Consider the following 18,403-nt stretch of genomic DNA (forward strand, 5'->3'; position numbering starts at 1 on the left):
CTAGAGCGCCGGAGGCACTCGTTCCTGGGCTATCGGGTCAGAGTCGCAGGTCGCCGCTCAGGACGCGTGTGACGATGGTGCCGGTGGCGCAGTCCTCGACGAAGGAACGCGCGCGGATCAGTGCCAGCGCGTCGTCGATGCTGCAGTCGCAGTCGACCGCGACGACGCCGGCCGCTCGGTGGAGCCGGCTGACGCCATCGATGTCGGCCAGGTCGATGGAGTCCGGGGTCTGGCCGACATCGATCGTGCGGGCCAGGAGGAGTGCGAAGGCGTCGGCGGTCCCTTGCAGTGCGCTGCCGCCGAGCATCCGGGCGGGAGGGTTGTAGAGCGTGAGCGCGCCGAGCACCCCGTGGCGAGCGCGGATCGGGACGGCGAGGACCGTGCTGATCCCAAGACCGCGCAGCGGCGGTCCGAGGTGGCGCCAGTGATGGACGATCTCGTCGCCCTCGTTCTGGACCGGCTGCCGCGAGCTCCAGGCCGAGCGCGACGGGCCCTCCCCGTGCACGAGCTCCAGGTCCTGCGCCGTCTCGCCGAGTCCGTCGGTGGCCTGAGAACCCGCCGCTGCCCCGTCGCTGGTGAGGAGCAGCAGTGCGACGTCGGGTGCCTCCGTCTCCTCCGAGATGGCCATGACGACAGACGCGCCGACGGCCTGGGTGGTGACTCGGCGTGCAAGCGACCGGTGGAGCCGGGCGGTGGCGCGGTGGAGCGCCTCGTTGCGACGGTGGACGCTCGCGGCCGCGACGTGGAGCTCGTGCATCTCCGGAGTGCACCTCGTGGCGCGCAGCTCGGCTTCGGCGGCGTGTGCAGCCGCCGTGTCGGCTCGGGTGTCCTCGGCGGTCGCACGCGTCAGCAGCAGGTTGACATCCCATCGACCGGAGCGGGCCACCCGTCCAGGGTACGCCCTTGCCGGCGGGTCAGGACCGGTCGATCGGCTCCATGATGATGACGACGCCGCCGGCCTCGCCCACGAGCGGGGAGCAGGTGATCTGACAGCCCAGGGCGCGGCCCTTGCGGTCGATCGCCGGCACCTCGACCGGGCCGGTGCGGACGTCGTCCGCGCGGGCCTGCTCGACGATGCTGCGGATCTCGGCGAGAGGCAGCCCGAAGTCCAGACTGAAGAACGCCTCGTCCCGCACCTCGTCCGCGCGCAGCCCCCACATGTTCTCAGCGGCGGTGTTCCAGCTGCGTACGGTCAACCGGTCGTCGAGCACGACCACCGCGAGCCCGATGCTCGAGAGCACACTCTGCAAGAAGGTGCGCGTCTCATCGAGCTCGCTCGAGCGGATCTGGAGCTCCTCGTTCATCGTCTCGAGCTCCTCGTTGCCGGACTGGAGCTCTTCGTTGGTGGTCTCGAGCTCCTCGTTGGTGGACTGGAGCTCTTCGTTGGTGGTCTCCAGCTCCTCCATCCCGGACTGGAGCTCCTCGTTGGTGGTCTCGAGCTCCTCGTTGGTGGACTGCAGCTCCTCGTAGGCCGTCTCGAGGTCCTCGCGTACGCGCTTGACCTCCTGCTGGAGCAGCACCAGAGTGGAACAGTCGATGAACGAGATCGAGGCGCCGAGCAGCTCGCCGCCGCCGGTGATCAACGGCTGCACGACGACGTCGTAGAACTGGGACTCGGTGGAGTCGGCGTTGCGGCGCTCCACCCCGGTGAGCCGGATCATTCGACGTTCGTTGGTCGCCAGCTCGATGACCGAGCGCACCTCCACCGGTCGGTAGGAGATCTCGAGATCGCGGAACGGCCGGCCGATGTCGTGCACCCCGATCCCGAACTGGGTCCGTGCGGCGCTGCTCGCCGAGACCAGGATGCCGTCGTGGTCGATGCCGAGAACGGCGTACGGCGCGACGTCGATCAGGATGTCACGCAGCTGTCGCTTTCGGCTGGTGGCTCCAGTGCTGACCTCGGCGTGAGCGGAATCGGTTCGTTGCCGTACCGACGGCGACCTTCCCCCGGCGTGGCGGCTGGTGCGTCGGAAGATCCGCTGACGGATGTTCACGGCACTGAACCGGTCGCTCGAGGTGAGCATCTCGGCCTTGCCGAGGAAGAGGAAGCCACCCTCGCTCAGAGCGAAGTTGAACCGGTCGATGATGTCGCGCTGGGCCTCGACGTTGAAATACATCAGCGTGTTGCGGCACACCAGCAGGTCGAGCCGGGAGATGGGCGCATCCCGAGTGATGTCGTGGCGCCCGAAGATCACTCTGCGACGAAGGTCCGCGCGGAAGCCGTAGCTGGTGCCGTTGTGCTCGAAGTAGCGGTCCCGCAGTTCCTCGGGCAGATTCTTCAGCGCTCGCGCACCGTAGATACCCGCCCGCGCCCGCTGCAGCTCCTCCCCGTCGAGGTCGGTGGCGTAGATCTTCACCCGGTCGAGACATTCCTGGAGGCCCATGGCCTCGGCGAACGCGATCGCGAGCGAGTACGGTTCCTCGCCGCTGGAGCAGCCGGCGCTCCAGATCCGGATCTCTTCGTCCCCCTCGACCGAGGCGAGGATCTTCGGGATGATCTCATCCTGGAGGTACGTCCAAGCCTCGGCATCACGGAAGAAGCTGGTGACGTTGATGAGAATGGTGTTGAAGAGGAAGCTGAACTCGTCGGCGTCGATCTCGAGCCGGTCGCGATAGTCGGTCCAGCTCCCGACGCCGACGTCAGCCATTCGCTTCTGGATCCGCCGCGCAAGCGAGGACCTCTTGTAACCGGTGAAGTCGAACCCGCGCGCGTCACGGATGAACACCAGCAGCTCCTCGAGCTGTTCATCGATCGGTGACTCGGCGCGTAGGCCCCGGTCTTGGGGATCCTGGTCCTTGGGGTCCTGGTCGTCTGTCATCATGCTCCCCGCTGCCTGACCAGCCCGTCGAGGACGCTGGCGATCTCGTCGAGCGGGAGGACGAAGTCGCCCGCCCCGGTGGTCGCTGCGGCCTCGGGCATCCCGTTGAACTCAGCCGTCCGCGGGTCCTCGACGATCACCGTACCGCCACGGTCGCTGACCGCTGTCACCCCCATCGAGCCGTCGACTCCGGTGCCCGTCAGCACACAGGCGATCGCGCGGTCGCCGTACGTCGCGGCGACCGACTCGAACAAGAGGTCGGCCGAGGGACGCACGAAGTGGACCAGCTCGCTCTCGGTCAGGGTCAGCACGCCGCCTTCGCGGACCAGGAGGTGGCGGTCGGGCGGCGCGATGTAGACGATCCCCGGTGCTGCGCTCTCGCCATCCTCGGCGAGCTTGACGTGCAGCCGGGACCGGCGTTGCAGAACGTCGGCGATGACGGTCTTGTGGCGCCGGTCGAGGTGCTCGACGACGAGGAGCGGGACGGGTAGGTCCGCAGCGAGACCAGCGAGCAGCGTACCCAATGCGGTGACCCCGCCCGCTGAGGAGCCAATCGCGATGACATCGAACGCTGTGGATCGCGCTGGGGCTGCCGCAGACACGTTATCGAGCATAGCCGAGGAGCCGTGTGATAGAGGGCCTCCGGCATGGTGTCCGGAACATCTATTCTGGCGTACGCGGGGAGCGTGGCCGAGGGGGTATCGGCGACCGCTGTGGGCCTGGCCGATATCCGTTGTTCACGACTGCTTCAGCGATGCTTCTCACCGTGACTCCCCGGCGGCGCGCCTGGTCGCGGAGCCTGCCGAAGGCCTCGTCGGCGCCGATCGACTCGCTGGCGACCAGGACCCCCTTCGCCTGTTCGATGACGACCCGGGAGTCGAGTGCGTGCTGGAGCTGGCCGACGGTGTCCTTCTCCTGGGCCAACCGCGTCGCCGAGGTCAGGCACGCCGACGTCAGCGCACCGATGAAGCCGGCGAGACCGAGATCCTCTTCGTTCCAGTGATGCGGCTGTCCGGAGTAGAGGGTGAGGCTGCCTTCGCCGTCCTCCTGGCCGAGGGGGAGGACGACGTGCGCCATGGTGCGGATGCCGAGACGGTCTGCGACCTCGAGCTCGGCGGTCACCACCGCGTCGGTGACGGAAACGTCGCGCAGGTCTTGCACCACGGCGACGGTGGCCGTGCGGGTGTCGGCTATCGCCAGGAGGCGGTCGCCGAGCAGCGGTGGGACAGGGAGGTCTCCCAGCGAGCTGAGCCGGGGTGTGGCCCGAGAGAGCACGGCGTCGTGGGCGTCGCTGAGCACCGCCCCGTCGACGGAGAGGAGACGGCACGTCGCTGCGGTGATCACGTCCAGGTCGCTGGACGGTGACTCGCCGGCAGCGAGCACGGTGACAAGGTCGCTCAGGTCTGGCCAGGGCATCTCCGGGGTGCTCACTCTCGTGTCCCTCCCCTCGCCCTGATCATGCCCCGTCAGGACGCGTCGCGCTACCCGCTACGTGATCACCGGGCCGGGTGGTCGGCACGCGGAGCAGGCATCGAGGTGGGGTCCACCGGGGTGAACGGGATATCCCAGTGCGCGACGGAGGCGCCGTCCGGGTCGAGCGTGAAGGTGCAGCGTCCACCGAGGTGCTGGGCGCGGTCGAGCATTCCGACGAGGTCGAGACCGGCACCGTCACGGCGCTGCCAGGCGCCGCCGTCGGAGACCATCACGTCGATGGCGTGCTCGCCGATCGCGATCGTGATGTCGGGCCGGCTCCGGCCCGAGTTCGCGGCCGCCGAGACGACCACACCCCCGAGGAGCTCGCCCAGGCCTCGGGCGACGGTCGCCGGAAGCCGGGCGAGGTCGCCGTGCACCGAGACGCTCGCGCCGGGCGCCGCCAGGTCGGTGCTCGCGTCGAGCAGTGTCTGCAGGATGAGTCCGTTCGCCTCGTGGTCCTCGTAGTTGTCGCGTCGGTCGAGTCCGAACGCCAGCCTGCGAAGACCCCGGATGATGTCGTCGATGTCGCCGACAGCGTCTCTGAGCCGGTCCCCGGCGGGTCCCTGGACCGAGGTGTTGATCGAGACGAGCTTGAAGCCGAGGGTGAGTAGACGCGCCATCGCGACATCCCGAAGCTCGTCGGCGATGCGCTCGCGCTCTTGCAGAAGGTCTCGGCCAGCACCGCTGGCCGCGGTGATTGCTGACATCGCTGCTCCCCTGAGAGCCGAGACATGACGGATCGACTACCGGGGTCAGGGGCATTACTCGTGGTCACGGCGGAATCACGAGGTCAACAGCAGGCTATCAGTCGGGCGACGCCATGGACACAGACACGGTGACTAGTGCGCGAGCGTGTGGAGCAGCCCGGTGACTCAGCCGCGGCCGCGGCGTACTCCCTTGTAGATGCCCCAACGCACGATCCAAGGCTGCAGGACGGCGTTGATCGTCCACGCGGGGATGCGGAACGGGCGTCCGTTGGGCGCGAAGATCTGGAGCCCGTCTCGCTGAACGCCGATCACCGATCCCCAGCGGCGACGGGGTGGCTGGTAGCTGTCGAGCGGCCTCCCGTCGAGAACTGCCTTGATGTTGCGAGCGAGGAGCCGGTCGGCGCGGTTCCTCGCGGAGGATCTCAGCTCGTCGGTGGCCGCGACATCGCCCACCGCGAAGACGCCGTTCTGGCCCTTGACCTGGAGATTCGGATCCACCACGACGAATCCGCGGTCGTCGAGGATCTCCGCGGGAAGCCAGCCGGTGTTGGGGTGCACGCGGCCGATGGCCCAGAGGACCGCGTCGGCCTTCGACGGTGGTTGGCCGGTGCTCCACGTGACCGCGGCGCTGGTGATCTCGTCCCCGACGAAGCCGCGCGGAAGCTCGGCGCGATGGCCCGGGTGCAGCCCGACGCCTCTCTCGACAAGACGTCTCTCCACGCTCTGCCACGTCTTTCGATGGTGCTGGGGGAGGGCGCGCTCGCCCGGGTAGTAGAGGTCGACCTGCTTGTCGGGCCACGTGCCGCTGATGTTCGCCGCACTGCTGACAGCCGCTGCGCCACCGCCGACGACGATCACCGAGGCCGCTCTCCGCAGCTGTTGGTGGACATGCTGCAGGTCGGCATCGATCTGGTCGTCCGTCTGGAAGCCCGGCTTTCTCCAGAACCCGTTGGTGACCCCCGTCGAGATCACCAGCAGGTCGTACGGTTCAGGGCAGGTCGTGCCGTCCGGCCGCTCGACATGGACGGCCCGGTGCGCAAGGTCGAGACCGACGAGAGTGCCGTGAATGGCATCGGCCCGATCAAGTCCGCGGAACCGGTCGAACGAGATCCGGTAGTCGCGCTCCCACTCGGCCGGTCTGCTGATTCGAGCGCCGAGCTCTTGGCCGCTGATCAGCCCTGGCTTGGTGGAGATCCCGACGACGTCGGCGTGCTTCGAGAGGCGTACCGCTGTCAGGACACCCGTGTCGCCGAGCCCCGCGATGACGACCCGCTTGCGCCTCACCCTGCCGCCTTGGGTGGTCTCGGCACGAGGCGGGGCACCCGGTCGATGACGTCCTGGTAGGCGGGCCGCCGCGCGAGACTGCGCTTCTCCATCATCGGGATGCTCGCACCCAGGAACATCGCCGTCATCGCGACGGTGCCGGCGAAGAGCCACCACCAGTCGTCGGGCGAGGCGGCCAGGCCGAACAGAGCGAGGGAGAACCAGAAGCCGATCTCTCCGAAGTAGTTCGGGTGCCGCGACCAGCCCCAGAGTCCGCGGTCCATCACCTGGCCCGGTTGGCTTTCGCGGGTGAACCGGTGCATCTGAAGGTCTGCGCCGAACTCCAGGGCCACGGCACCAAGGCCCAGCGCGCAGGCGGCGATGTCGAGCCAGCCGACGTCCTGACCGGTGTGGGTGACCGCGAGGTAGATCGGCAAGGATCCCAAGAAGACCTGGAGGGTCGGGACGAGGTGGATCGCGACGAGGTCCACGATCAACGCGAATCTGCCGGCACGTTCGCGAAACAGCGGGTAGCGCCAGTCCTCGTGATGGAGCCCGGGGAACGAGTACACCCAGTTGCCGGTCAGCCGGATCGACCAACCGAGGACCACCACAGCTACGAGGATGACGCGGGCGTCGGGGACGTCCTCGCCGGCCGAGGCCCACCAATAGAGAAGGAGAAGTGGAGGAACGACGCTCCAGTAGGCGTCGTAGAAGCTGGAGTTCTTGTGCAACCGGCTTGCAGCGAAGATGACAAGCGTCGCGAGGACGTCTGCGATCAGGGCGTCGAGCCACAGGTGAGGCGTGTCGGGTCCCCAGATCAGCCAAGCCGAAGCCACAGCGAGGGCGATGACGTACGCCGCGGCGACGCGGACGAGAGACTCTCTCTTGCTCACCGCTCGAAGGTAGTGGACCTTTCGAAGAATTGGAACATGTTCTAGCTGGTGTCAGTGAGCGAGCGTGTGGAGGAGGCCGGTGACCGCGGTCGCGGCGGCCGCGGCATCCTGGGCGCGGATCGCGTCGAAGACGGCGAGGTGCTCGTCGGCGATCTCGGCGGTCTCGTCGTCGAGGTGGATGGTCGCGCGAAGGGTGTCCTCGAAGCCGGCGTAGAGCTCGATGAGGAGCGGGTTGTGGGTCGCGGTGACCACACCGAGGTGGAACTCCGCGTCGGCGTCCGCGAAGGCGTCGGCGTCCCCTGCTGTGACGGAGGCTGCGCGGCGTTCCATGATGGCGGTCAGGGATCGCAGGTCGTCCTCGGAGCGACGCTCGGCGGCAAGCGCCGCGGCGCGGGTCTCGATCGCATGACGGACCTCGAGGACGTGCGCCAGGTCGACCCGGCCGACCTGGCGTCGCATCATCGCGGCGACCTCGTTCGAGGCGGCGACGTACGTCCCGTCCCCGCGCCGCACCTCCAGCACCCCGGTGTGGGCCAGTGCCCTTACGGCCTCGCGGACCGTGTTGCGGCTGACGCCGAGCGCGGCGGCGAGCTCCGGCTCGGGCGGGATGCGGGTGCCGACGGCCCACTCGCCGTCGGCGAGGAGCTCGCGCATGCCGTCGATCGCCTGGTCGACCAGGGAGCGAGGCGTGGTGGTGGAGAGCGGCACGATGCCGTCCTTTCATCCAATCATCCGATGTCTGGCATCCTAGTGGGCGTGAAGTCGCGTCTCCAGTCCCGCCCCGAGTCACCGCCGTCGAACACCGCCGTTCGGTCGACGATGTGGCTGCTGATCGCGGTCCTGCTGGTGGCCGCGAACCTGCGCGGGGGCATCACGTCCCTCGGTGCCCTGCTCGACAGTCTCGACGGGCTCTCGGCCGGCACCAGATCCTTCCTGACCTCGCTGCCGGTCCTGTGCTTCGCGGTCGTCGGCGCGACCGGGATGACGCTCGCGCGCCGGCTCGGCGTGCACCGTGGCATCGGCGTCGCGCTCGGCCTGCTGGTGGCCGGTCTGCTGGTCCGGGTGATCGGTGACCCCTGGCTGCTCCTGTTCGGCACGTTCGTCGCCTGTGCCGGCATCGCGCTGGCCAACGTGCTGCTTCCCGCCGTGGTCAAGGAGGGCTTCCCGAACCGGGTCGGCGCGGTCACCGGTGCCTACAGCGCGGTGATGTCCCTGGGTGCGGCGATCGCGGCCGGGGTCACGGTGCCGATCGCCCACGCTGCCGGGAGCTGGCGGGTCGGTCTCGGCGTCTGGGCGCTGCTCGCTGTCCTGGCCCTGCTGGCGTGGGTGCCGCACCTGCGCGACCACGGCCGGCGCCGCGACGGCGGAGCCCGGGTGTCGCTGTGGCGGGAGCCGGTCGCGTGGGCCGTGACCGTCGTCTTCGGCACCCAGTCGCTGTTCGCCTACGTCGTGATGAGCTGGCTGCCGAGCATCTACGCCGACGCCGGCTTCAGCCACGCGACGGCGGGGCTGCTGCTCGCGGTGAGCATCCTGGTCGGCGTACCCGTGTTCTTCCTGGCGCCGACGCTCGCGATCCGGTCGCCCCAGCAGGGCCACCTGGTCGCGGTCCTGACCGCGCTGCTGGCGATCGGGTTCGCCGGGCTCTGGCTCGCTCCGGTCACCGGCGCCTGGCTCTGGGCGGTGCTGATCGGCATCGGCGGCGCGGTCTTCCCGGTAGTGCTGACCCTGTTCAGCATCCGCACCGCGACCACCGCCGGCACCACCGCACTGTCCTCGATGGCGCAGAGCATCGGCTACCTGCTCGCCGCCGGCGGCCCGTTCCTCGTCGGCCTGCTGCGTGAGTCCACCGGCTCCTGGTCGGTCCCGATCGCGCTCCTGCTCGGCCTCGCGGTCGTCCAGATCTGTGCCGGGTACGTCGCGGGCCGCCCGGTCGCCATCGGAGCCGGCGCCGAGGACTGAACTCTCGGCAGCGCTCGATATTCGGGTTACACTTGCTTCAGTTGGCTTCAGATGTGCGTAGGGAGACGCTGAGATGTCAGAGATGCTGAATGACGACGTTCGGATGCTTCGTGCTGCACTCGACGACGCGGACGAGACGGTGCATGTCTCGTTGAGCCTGCCGCGAGCCAGCGCTGAGAAGGTGCTCGCCCTCCTGGATGCGGAGCGTACGTCCGGCGCGGTCGTCGTGCCGATCAAGGAGGCGTTCACGACGACCGAGGCAGCCAGCTTCCTCGGGGTCTCGCGTCCCACCCTGATGAAGCTGATCGCCGCCGGCGACGTCGAGCACGTCATGGTTGGCTCCCATCATCGGATCCCAGCTGAGCCGCTGGTGGCGTTCGAGCGGGCGAGACGGGCTCGGCGGGCGAAGGCAGCAGAGGCGCTGGCTGACTTCTCCAACGAGATCGGCTTCGTCGATTGACTCTCAGCGTTGTGCTCGCGGATGCCAACATCCTCTTTTCTCGAACGCTGCGGGACTACTTCCTGTACGCCGCGGATCTGGGCGCCATCGAACTCCACTGGTCTCAGGAGATCCTGGATGAGATGTCACGTAACCTGCGCGCGAGCATCGGACTCGAGATCGAGGACACCGACCGCCTCGAACGGCTGATGAACGCCTACCTGGAGTTCGCCCTCGTGGATGTGAGTGACGAAGCGGAGAGTGAGGCCGCAGAGGTCGAGATGGACGCGAAGGATCGACACGTCCTGGCTGCCGCGCTCTCGGCGGACGCCGACATCTTGCTCACCGACAACATCCGGCACTTTCCGAAGGCGTGGATGGACGAGCGTGGCATCGAGCTGATCGGGTCCGGGGATCTGATCATCCATCTCGCTGAATCGATGCCTGGCAAGATTCGATCAGCGCACGAGATGACGCTGCGGCACTCGAAGAAGGACCAGGAGGACCTGCTCGACACGCTGGCGCGATGCGCTGGACCTTCTGCGGCTATGGCGGTCCGTCGGGCGCTCGCCGAGGACTGATCGCCGTTTCGAGGATCGACCGGCCGGGATCGAATACCGTGGGTGGCATGGCTACCGGGCTGTCGTCGTACACCATCGAGCCACTCGGTCCTGAGACCTGGCCGGCGTTCGATGCGCTGGTGCAGCGTCACAACGGGATCTTCGGCGGCTGCTGGTGCATCTGGTTCCATCCGGACGGACCGGAGCGTGGCCAGGGCGCGGAGGCGAACCGCGCGCTGAAGAAGGCCTACGTCGAGAAGGGCGAGGCGCACGCCGCGCTGGTGATGGACGGCGAGGAGGCCATCGCCTGGGCCGAGTACGGGACCCCGGTGGAACTGCCCACGCTCCACCACCTCAAGCAGTACGACGCCACGAAGACCTCGGAGCCCGACTACCGGATCACCTGTGTCTTCGTCGACAAGCGGCACCGGCGACAGGGCGTGACGGAGCTGGCGATCAACGGTGCGCTCGAGCAGATCGCCCAGGCTGGTGGCGGGCGGGTCGAGAGCTATCCGCACGACCTGACCGAGCAGACCAAGAAGATGTCGTCGTCGTTCCTCTACAACGGCACCCGTCGGCTCTACGAGCGGCTCGGGTTCACCTACGACCGGCCCAAGGGCTTGAAGAACTGTGTCATGGTGAAGACCGTCGAGCCTGCCTGAGGTCAGGGTCGTACGCCAGGATTCTTTGCGTTCTTGGGCAACTCAGGGTCGATCGGCGTGACTCTGACGCCGAGCGCGGAGTGGGCGTAGCTGGCCAGCTGCTGCTCGGCCCGCTCCAGGGTCAGCGACGAGTTGTGGGCGAGCAGGTGGAGGCCGAAGGCGTCCTCGAGGGCGACGAAGTTGCGGGCGATCGCCTCGGCCGAGTCGGTGAGCGTGAAGACGCCGGTCGCGTGTCCGACCTCGAGCACGGCGACGTAGAGCGAGACCTCGCGGTCGAAGAGCAGCGTCATCAAGGTGGCGTGCATCGGGCTGCGGCTCGCGTTGACCGAGATCTCGTCGAGAACCTGGCTTAGCAGCAGGTCCTCACCTCGGGGAAGACCCGAGTACATCAGCCTGCCGAGCTTCTCGGCGGGGGAGAGGTCGCCCTCGATCGCTCGCTGCCGCGACCAGTAGTAGCGGTCGGTCGCGGCCTGGTGGGCGGCCTCGATGAGGCCGTCGAGCTCGGGGTAGTAGTAGGCGATCAGGCGCGGCGAGATGCCGGCCTCGGCGGCGATGTTCTTCATCGTGGCGCCGGCCAGGCCGTGGGTGCCGATCACGGTGAGCGTTGCCGCGGTCAGGTGTTCGCGCCGAGCGGCCTGGTCCTTGCGTCGAGCCATGCTCAACCGTAACGCGTATGTGAAATCTGCGGGCGGATGATTGACACCTGGTGTGGCGGGGCTCATATTTGCGGTGAAGCGCAAAGAAAGGACTTGCACGTGCGAACCCACCAGGACTGGCTCGATCTAGCCGCCGAGGTCCGCCCTCGGACACAACCGTTCGTCGGGGGCCGTTCCGTCGACACCGCGGAGGGCTCCTTCGAGAACCGCAACCCCGCCAACGGCACCCTGCTCGCCGAGGTCGCCGACGCCGGCGCCGCGGGTGTCGACGCGGCCGTGCGTGCCGCGCGGTCTGCGTACGACGACGGCGGGTGGTCGCGGGCGGGGGTCGGATTCCGTCGCGAGCGGATGCTCCGCTTCGCCGACCTCCTCGCCGACCACGCGGCCGAGCTGGCCGTCCTGGACGCGCTCGACATGGGCAAGCGGGTCGTGGATGCGTACGACCTCGACCTGCCGTTCTCGGTGAACCTGTTCCGCTACTACGCCGAGGCCATCGACAAGATCAACGACGAGGTGGCACCGACCCCGCCGGGCACCACGGCGCTGATCCGCCGTGTCCCGCTCGGTGTCGTCGGCGCGGTCGTCCCGTGGAACTATCCCGTCGACATGCTCGCGTGGAAGGTCGCCCCGGCGATGGCCGCCGGCAACAGTGTCGTGCTCAAGCCTGCCGAGCAGTCGCCGTCCTCCGCCCTGCGGATCGCCGAGCTCGCCGTCGAGGCCGGGATCCCCGACGGTGTCCTCAACGTCGTCCCCGGGCTCGGCGAGACCACCGGGAAGGCGCTCGGCCTCCACCCCGACGTCGACGTGCTCGCCTTCACCGGCTCGACCGAGGTCGGTGCGTACTTCCTGCAGTACGCCGGCCAGTCGAACCTCAAGCAGGTCTGGCTCGAGTGCGGCGGCAAGAGCCCGCACGTCGTCTTCGCCGACGCCGAGGACCTCGCCACCACCGCCAGACAGACCGCCTTCGGCATCTGGTTCAACCAGGGCGCGGTCTGCTCGGCGCACTCCCGCGTCCTGGTCCAGCGCGAGGTCCACGAGGAGTTCGTCGACCTCGTCGCCAAGGAGTCCGCAGCGTACGCCCCCGGGGACCCGCTCGACCCGGCCGCCGGGATGGGCGCGATCGTCTCGCCCGAGCAGACCGACCGGATCATGGAGTTCGTCGACGGCGCCCGCGACTCCGGAGCGCGCCTGGTCACCGGCGGCGAGCGGGTCACCCGCGACGGCAGCGACTGCTACGTCCAGCCCACCGTCTTCGACGGCGTCGACCCGGCCTCCACCCTCGCCCGCGAGGAGGTCTTCGGGCCGGTCCTGGCCGTCACTGCCTTCGACACCGAGGACGAGGCCGTCGCGCTCGCCAACGACACCGCGTACGGCCTGGCTGCCTCCGTCTCGACCGGCAGCCTGAGCCGCGCGCACCGGCTCGCCGAGCGGATCCACGCCGGCACCGTGACCGTGAACGGCGTCGACGCCTTCAGCGCCTGGACCCCGTTCGGCGGGTTCAAGGGCTCCGGCTTCGGGCGCGACCTCTCGCTGCACGCCCTCGACAAGTACGTCGGTCTCAAGACCGTCTGGATCAACCACTGACCTGCCCGCACCAACAGGGACATCAACCATGACGCAGACCAACCAGCCGACCGCCCTCGCGGCCGAGCAACAGTCACATCTCCGCAAGACGCTTCGGCGCTTCGACATCGTCTTCCTGCTCATCGCCGCCGTCGTCGGCCTCGAGACCCTCGGGCAGGTCTCGCTCTACGGCGCCGAGGCGTTCACGTGGGCTCTCGTGCTCGCGGTCTTCTTCCTCGTGCCGTACGGCCTGATCTTCGCCGAGACCGGCGCCGCGTTCAGCGAGGAGGGCGGGGCCTACACCTGGGTCCGGGACGCCTTCGGGCGCCCGGCCGCCGCGGTCGCCGCGATCCTGACCTGGATCACCCAGCCGGTGTGGGTCGGCGGCTCGATGGCCTTTCTCGCCGCCGAGACGGTGAGCACCTACATCACCCCGCTCGAGCACGGCTCGATCGGTGACTACCTCTTCAAGATCGTGTTCATCTGGATCACCGTGGTCGCGGCGATCGCCAGCCTGGCCAAGGGCAAGTGGCTGCCGACCAGCGGCGCCATCCTCAAGGTCGGACTGCTCGCGTTCTTCGTGCTGACCACGATCATCTACGCCACCCACAACGGCGTCGTCGACCTCAGCGGCGGCGACTTCAGCCCGACCCTGCTCGGCCTGTTCGGGTCGGTTCCGATCCTGCTCTTCGCCTACCTCGGCTTCGAGTCCTCCAACAGCGCCGCCGGCGAGATGGAGAACCCGGCCCGCGACGTACCGGTCTCGATCTTCCGCTCGTGTGCGACCGCCGCGGTCTGCTACCTGGTGCCGATCTTCGCGATCCTGCTCGTCGTCCCCAGCGACGACATCACCGGCATCGGCGGCCTCCTCGACGCCGTCGGCACCGTCTACTCCGTCTACGGGGCCGCGGCCGAGCCGCTGCTCACGCTCACCGCCGTCGTCTTCGTCTACATCCTGATGAGCCAGGGCGCGGCGTGGATGATCATCTCCGACCGGATGCAGGCGATGACCGCGGCCGACGGGGCGTTCTTCGGCGGGTTCTTCGGCCGCTTCCACGAGGGCCTCGGTACGCCGGTGCGGGTCAACATGCTCTCCGGCGTCGTGGCGACCGTCTTCCTGCTCGTCGCCATGCAGGTGACCGGCGACGGCGCCTCGATCTTCGGCGTCGTCCTGACCATCTCGATCTCGACCTTCCTGCTCAGCTACCTGCTGGTCATCCCGGCCGCGATCCGGCTGCGCACCCGCTACCCCGACCGCCCGCGCCCCTTCCGTGTGCCGGTCTCCGACCGCGGCTTCGCGGTGCTCGGCTGGCTGGCCTTCGCCTGGGTCCTGCTCGGGTCGTGGGTCGCGGTGTTCCCCGGCACCCTCGAGCGGCTGTTCGGCGAGGCGTACCCGTTCAAGGAGATCTGGGGCGTGAGCCAGCTGACCTTCGAGGTCTTCACGCTCGGCACCCTCGCCTGCCTGCTGCTGCTCTGCGCCGTCGGGTACGTCCGCGGCGCCCGCGTCCGCGCCGAGGTCGGCGCCCCCGTCCCGTCCGTTCCCACCGAGGAGACCACCCGATGAGCTCGTACGACATCCTGTTCGAGCCCGTGCAGATCGGGCCGTTCACCACGAAGAACCGCTTCTACCAGGTGCCCCACTGCAACGGCATGGGCTACCGCGACCCCAGCGCCCAGGCGGCGATGCGCAAGATCAAGGCCGAGGGCGGCTGGTCGGTGGTGTGCACCGAGCAGGTCGAGATCCACGCGACCTCCGACATCGCGCCCTTCATCGAGCTGCGGATCTGGGACGACCAGGACCTGCCCGCGCTCAAGCGGATCGCCGACGCGATCCACGAGGGCGGCGGCCTGGCCGGCATCGAGCTCGCCCACAACGGGATGAACGCGCCGAACCAGCTCAGCCGCGAGACCCCGCTCGGGCCCGCGCACCTCCCGGTCGCGCCCGACACCATCGCGCCGGTCCAGGCCCGGGCGATGTCGCTGCAGGACATCGAGGACCTGCGGCGCTGGCACCGCAACGCCGTACGCCGCTCGCTCGAGGCCGGCTACGACGTCGTCTACGTCTACGGGGCCCACGGCTACGGCACTCCGCACCACTTCCTCTCCCGGCGCTACAACAACCGCACCGACGCGTACGGTGGCTCGCTGGAGAACCGGATGCGGCTGCTGCGCGAGCTGCTCGAGGACACCATCGAGGAGGTCGCCGGCCGGGCAGCGGTGGCCTGCCGGATCACGGTCGAGGAGGAGATCGACGGCGGTATCACCCGCGAGGACATCGAGGGTGTGCTGCGCGAGCTCGGTGAGCTGCCGGACCTGTGGGACTTCGCGATGGGAAGCTGGGAGGGCGACTCGGTCACCTCCCGGTTCGCGCCCGAGGGGCGCCAGGAGGAGTTCGTCGCCGGCCTGAAGAAGCTGACCTCCAAGCCCGTCGTCGGCGTCGGCCGGTTCACCTCGCCCGACGCGATGGTGCGCCAGGTCAAGGCCGGCATCCTCGACCTGATCGGTGCCGCGCGTCCCTCGATCGCCGACCCGTTCCTGCCGAACAAGATCCGTGATGGCCGGCTCAACCTGATCCGCGAGTGCATCGGCTGCAACATCTGCGTCTCCGGTGACCTCACCATGTCGCCGATCCGCTGCACCCAGAACCCGAGCATGGGGGAGGAGTGGCGCCGCGGCTGGCACCCGGAGAAGATCCGCGCCAAGGAGAGCGACTCCCGCATCCTCGTCGTCGGTGCCGGTCCATCCGGCCTGGAGGCGGCGCGGGCGCTCGGGGTCCGGGGCTACGACGTCGTGCTGGCCGAGGCCGGCCGCGACCTGGGCGGCCGGGTGACCGCGGAGTCGAGGCTCCCGGGTCTCTCCGCGTGGGGTCGCGTCAAGGAGTACCGCGAGGCCGTCCTCGCCGAGCTCCCCAACGTCGAGATCTACCGCGAGAGCCCGATGGCGGCTGCGGACATCGTCGAGTTCGGCTTCGAGCACGTCATCACCGCGACCGGGGCCACCTGGCGCACCGATGGCGTCGCGCGGTTCCACACGACGCCGATGCCGATTGCGGAGGGCGCCCAGGTGCTCGGACCGGACGACCTCTTCGCCGGCCGGCTGCCCGACGGCAAGAAGGTCGTCGTCTACGACGACGACCACTACTACCTCGGCGGTGTCCTCGCCGAGCTGCTCGCGCAGAAGGGCTACGACGTCTCGATCGTCACCACCGGCTCGCAGGTCTCGTCGTGGACCAACAACACCTTCGAGGTCAACCGGATCCAGCGTCGCCTGATCGAGAACGGCATCACCCGGGTCACCGACCACGCGGTGACGGCCGTCGGCCTCGGCGGCGTGACCGTACGCGACACCTACGCGGGCATCGAGCGTGAGCTCGACTGCGACGCGGTCGTCATGGTCACCGCCCGCCTGCCGAAGGAGGAGCTCTACCTCGACCTGGTGGCCCGCCGTGACGCCGGCGAGATCGCCTCCGTACGCGGCATCGGCGACTCCTGGGCCCCCGCCACGATCGCCGCCGCGGTCTGGTCCGGTCGCCGCGCCGCCGAGGAGTTCGACGCCGTCCTGCCCTCCAACGACGAGGTGCCGTTCCGGCGCGAGGTCACCCAGCTGGCCTGAGGCGCAACCACGTCAGCTGGGCACAGATCCGCACCCCGGTCTCCTCGTGAGCCCGGGGTGCGGTGCATGCCCCGCCGAGTCGGCTCGTCCTGACCGGTTCAAGCGCCGAGTCGGCTCGTTAGAACGAGCCGACTCGGCGCCGGCCGAGACGTCGCTGCGGTCGGCTGAGTTGGCGCTTGGGTCGGCCGAGTTGGCGCTTGCGTCGGCCGAGTTGGCACGAGATGACGTTTCGACCGACGTATGTGACGTCTCGACCGACCTACGTGACGTGTCGGCCGACGGGGGCGACCTCTCGGCGCGGGCGAGTCAGGCGCGATGTGGGTTGGCTTGGTCGTCGCCGGTCCCGTGCCGAGTCGGCTCGTTCTATCCACTCCAAGCGCCGAGTCGGCGCGTTAGAACGGGCCGACTCGGCGTGGGGTGGGACGCGATGCACGATGGCCCGGATCCCTGGCGGGATCCGGGCCATCGGGGTGACGCCGGCTGAGCGTCGTTGGTCAGCCGAGGTCGGTCAGGAGTGCGCTTGGCGGTCGTACGCCGCGTAGCTGCGCTGCGTCGCGATGTGGCCGGCGACGTGCTTGGCGTCGTGCCAGACACCCCAGATGAAGGACGAGCCTCGGCGGGAGAGCCAGGGGAGGCCGACGAAGTAGACGCCGGGCTCGGTGGAGACGCCGCGGCGGTGGGCGGGGCGGCCGTTCTCGTCGAGCGCGTCGACCTGGAGCCAGCCGTAGTCGGTCGCGAAGCCGGTCGCCCAGATCACCGTGGTGATGCCGGCCTCGGCCAGATCGACGGAGAGCAGCGGCGTGGTCGCGGCTGAAGGGCTGGGGCCGAGGTCACGGGCCGAGGGCTCCTCGGGCAGGTCGATGCCGTTGCGGGTGACGTACTCGTCGGCGGCGTCGAGGAGGGCGAGGTAGTTGGCGTCGCCCTGGGCGATGTTCTCGGCCAGGTCCTCACGGAAGGTGAGCGTGCCGGCGTCGAACCGGTCGGTCATCCCGACGAGCTGGATCCCAAGCGCCTCGAGGGCGCGGAAGTCGACGGTGTGGCCACCGCGAGCGCCGCTGACGGCGATCGTGACGTGCTCAGCGCCGGCGGCCGGGGTCTCGAGGTCCCACAGGCCCAGGACGCCGAGCCACCAGCAGAAGTCGCGGCCGCGGTAGCTGCGCGGGGGCCGGTCGTGGGGGCCGACCGAGAGGTGGACCTGGCGGCCCGAGCGCTGCAGCTCGTCGGCGATCTGGACGCCGGAGGAACCGGCGCCGACGACCAGGACGTTGCCCTCGGGAAGCTGGTCGGGGTTGCGGTAGTCGCTCGAGTGCATCTGGAGGGCGACCGCGCCGTCGGGGACGATCGGCGGGTAGACCGGCCGCTGGAACGGGCCGGTCGCGGCGACCACGAACCGCGCGTCGATGACGCCGTCGGAGGTCTCGACCCGGAAGCCCGGACGGCCCTCGTGGCGGGTCACCGAGGTGACCTCGACGCCGGTCCGGATCGGAGCGGCGATCTTCTCGGCGTACGCCTCGAAGTAGGCCGCGACCTGGTCCTTGGTGGCAAACGCCTCCGCGTCGACGTCCTGGAACTCCAGGCCCGGGAACCGGTCGTGCCAGGCGGGGCCGTTGGCGACGAGCGAGTCCCAGCGCATCGTGCGCCAGCGCTCGGCGATCCGGTCGCGCTCCAGCACGAGATGGGGTACGCCGTTGTCGCTCAGGTGCTCGCTCATCGCCACGCCGGCCTGACCGGCGCCGACGACGAGGACCTCGATCTGTTCGTTGGACATACTCAGATCCTGAGCCGCCACGTTGC

Annotated in this window: 17 protein-coding genes; 7 read left to right on the top strand and 10 right to left on the bottom strand. The window is 69.1% G+C overall.

Annotation, left to right across the window (positions count from 1 at the left end; translation table 11 throughout):
- Positions 1–37 precede the first annotated feature (37 nt).
- The 8 genes from BLT25_RS13930 to BLT25_RS13965 all read right to left on the bottom strand — a co-directional run bounded on the left by BLT25_RS13930 (position 38) and on the right by BLT25_RS13965 (position 7,866).
- Entirely contained in the window at positions 38–886 is an 849-nt protein-coding gene (locus BLT25_RS13930; protein WP_091046860.1) for a GAF domain-containing protein, read from the bottom strand.
- 28 nt (positions 887–914) lie between these two features.
- A complete protein-coding gene (locus BLT25_RS13935) occupies positions 915–2,819 on the bottom strand; it encodes a CheR family methyltransferase (protein WP_091046862.1) in 1,905 nt (634 codons plus the stop codon).
- Positions 2,819–3,433, bottom strand: coding sequence for a chemotaxis protein CheB (locus tag BLT25_RS13940; RefSeq protein ID WP_091046864.1), 615 nt, complete (start codon positions 3,431–3,433; stop codon positions 2,819–2,821). The genes BLT25_RS13935 and BLT25_RS13940 overlap by 1 nt, the downstream gene beginning before the upstream one ends.
- Before the next feature lie 49 nt (positions 3,434–3,482).
- Positions 3,483–4,250: a GAF and ANTAR domain-containing protein gene (locus BLT25_RS13945; RefSeq protein WP_218131337.1), complete on the bottom strand. Its 768-nt coding sequence runs from the start codon at positions 4,248–4,250 to the stop codon at positions 3,483–3,485.
- Positions 4,251–4,315: 65 nt separating this feature from the next.
- Positions 4,316–4,999 (bottom strand): sensor histidine kinase, encoded by a 684-nt coding sequence (locus BLT25_RS13950; protein ID WP_091046867.1) that lies wholly within the window; start codon positions 4,997–4,999, stop codon positions 4,316–4,318.
- A 165-nt stretch (positions 5,000–5,164) separates the two neighbouring features.
- Positions 5,165–6,283 carry an FAD-dependent oxidoreductase gene (locus BLT25_RS13955; RefSeq protein WP_091046869.1) on the bottom strand — a complete coding sequence of 373 codons (1,119 nt, stop codon included), beginning with the start codon at positions 6,281–6,283 and terminating at the stop codon, positions 5,165–5,167.
- Positions 6,280–7,158, bottom strand: coding sequence for a DUF1295 domain-containing protein (locus tag BLT25_RS13960; RefSeq protein ID WP_218131338.1), 879 nt, complete (start codon positions 7,156–7,158; stop codon positions 6,280–6,282). Before BLT25_RS13960 ends, BLT25_RS13955 begins: the two co-directional genes overlap by 4 nt.
- 51 nt (positions 7,159–7,209) lie before the next feature.
- Positions 7,210–7,866 (bottom strand): FadR/GntR family transcriptional regulator, encoded by a 657-nt coding sequence (locus tag BLT25_RS13965; RefSeq protein ID WP_091046872.1) that lies wholly within the window; start codon positions 7,864–7,866, stop codon positions 7,210–7,212.
- Between the two features lie 48 nt (positions 7,867–7,914).
- Here BLT25_RS13965 and BLT25_RS13970 point away from each other — a divergent pair, with 48 nt between their 5' ends.
- The 4 genes from BLT25_RS13970 (at position 7,915) to BLT25_RS13985 (ending at position 10,778) form a co-directional block, all read left to right on the top strand.
- Positions 7,915–9,117: an MFS transporter gene (locus BLT25_RS13970; protein ID WP_176883880.1), complete on the top strand. Its 1,203-nt coding sequence runs from the start codon at positions 7,915–7,917 to the stop codon at positions 9,115–9,117.
- A 103-nt stretch (positions 9,118–9,220) separates the two neighbouring features.
- Positions 9,221–9,577, top strand: a complete 357-nt coding sequence (locus BLT25_RS13975; RefSeq protein WP_256328595.1) for an excisionase family DNA-binding protein — start codon at positions 9,221–9,223, stop codon at positions 9,575–9,577.
- Between the two features lie 11 nt (positions 9,578–9,588).
- The gene (locus tag BLT25_RS13980) at positions 9,589–10,137 is read left to right on the top strand and encodes a PIN domain-containing protein (RefSeq protein WP_176883882.1); all 549 of its coding nucleotides are present in this window, start codon (positions 9,589–9,591) and stop codon (positions 10,135–10,137) included.
- A gap of 47 nt (positions 10,138–10,184) precedes the next feature.
- On the top strand, positions 10,185–10,778 hold the full coding sequence (locus BLT25_RS13985; protein ID WP_091046881.1) for a GNAT family protein: 594 nt from the start codon (positions 10,185–10,187) through the stop codon (positions 10,776–10,778).
- 2 nt (positions 10,779–10,780) lie between these two features.
- Here BLT25_RS13985 and BLT25_RS13990 read toward each other — a convergent pair whose 3' ends face one another.
- A complete protein-coding gene (locus BLT25_RS13990) occupies positions 10,781–11,434 on the bottom strand; it encodes a TetR/AcrR family transcriptional regulator (RefSeq protein ID WP_176883884.1) in 654 nt (217 codons plus the stop codon).
- A 99-nt stretch (positions 11,435–11,533) separates the two neighbouring features.
- On the opposite strand from BLT25_RS13990, the gene BLT25_RS13995 reads away from it, so the two are divergent.
- Genes BLT25_RS13995 through BLT25_RS14005 form a run of 3 tightly spaced genes read left to right on the top strand, consistent with a single transcriptional unit; the run spans position 11,534 to position 16,609 of the window.
- A complete protein-coding gene (locus BLT25_RS13995; RefSeq protein WP_256328596.1) occupies positions 11,534–13,018 on the top strand; it encodes an aldehyde dehydrogenase family protein in 1,485 nt (494 codons plus the stop codon).
- A 28-nt stretch (positions 13,019–13,046) separates the two neighbouring features.
- The gene (locus BLT25_RS14000) at positions 13,047–14,561 is read left to right on the top strand and encodes an APC family permease (protein WP_091046889.1); all 1,515 of its coding nucleotides are present in this window, start codon (positions 13,047–13,049) and stop codon (positions 14,559–14,561) included.
- Entirely contained in the window at positions 14,558–16,609 is a 2,052-nt protein-coding gene (locus BLT25_RS14005; RefSeq protein ID WP_091046891.1) for an oxidoreductase, read from the top strand. The genes BLT25_RS14000 and BLT25_RS14005 overlap by 4 nt, the downstream gene beginning before the upstream one ends.
- 508 nt (positions 16,610–17,117) lie before the next feature.
- Here the strand turns inward: BLT25_RS14005 and BLT25_RS14010 are convergent.
- Positions 17,118–18,377 (bottom strand): flavin-containing monooxygenase, encoded by a 1,260-nt coding sequence (locus tag BLT25_RS14010; protein ID WP_091046893.1) that lies wholly within the window; start codon positions 18,375–18,377, stop codon positions 17,118–17,120.
- Between the last annotated feature and the right edge of the window lie 26 nt (positions 18,378–18,403).

The organism is Nocardioides sp. YR527, assembly GCF_900101045.1.
Lineage (GTDB): Bacteria > Actinomycetota > Actinomycetes > Propionibacteriales > Nocardioidaceae > Nocardioides.

What these genes read in the sequence shown, in the direction of transcription:
- BLT25_RS13935 (WP_091046862.1), bottom strand. Translation starts at nt 2,819, where the DNA reads ATGACAGACGACCAGGACCCCAAGGACCAGGATCCCCAAGACCGGGGC.
- BLT25_RS13940 (WP_091046864.1), bottom strand. Translation starts at nt 3,433, where the DNA reads ATGCTCGATAACGTGTCTGCGGCAGCCCCAGCGCGATCCACAGCGTTC.
- BLT25_RS13950 (WP_091046867.1), bottom strand. Translation starts at nt 4,999, where the DNA reads ATGTCAGCAATCACCGCGGCCAGCGGTGCTGGCCGAGACCTTCTGCAA.
- BLT25_RS13975 (WP_256328595.1), top strand. Translation starts at nt 9,221, where the DNA reads ATGCTTCGTGCTGCACTCGACGACGCGGACGAGACGGTGCATGTCTCG.
- BLT25_RS13985 (WP_091046881.1), top strand. Translation starts at nt 10,185, where the DNA reads ATGGCTACCGGGCTGTCGTCGTACACCATCGAGCCACTCGGTCCTGAG.
- BLT25_RS13990 (WP_176883884.1), bottom strand. Translation starts at nt 11,434, where the DNA reads ATGGCTCGACGCAAGGACCAGGCCGCTCGGCGCGAACACCTGACCGCG.
- BLT25_RS14000 (WP_091046889.1), top strand. Translation starts at nt 13,047, where the DNA reads ATGACGCAGACCAACCAGCCGACCGCCCTCGCGGCCGAGCAACAGTCA.
- BLT25_RS14005 (WP_091046891.1), top strand. Translation starts at nt 14,558, where the DNA reads ATGAGCTCGTACGACATCCTGTTCGAGCCCGTGCAGATCGGGCCGTTC.
- BLT25_RS14010 (WP_091046893.1), bottom strand. Translation starts at nt 18,377, where the DNA reads ATGTCCAACGAACAGATCGAGGTCCTCGTCGTCGGCGCCGGTCAGGCC.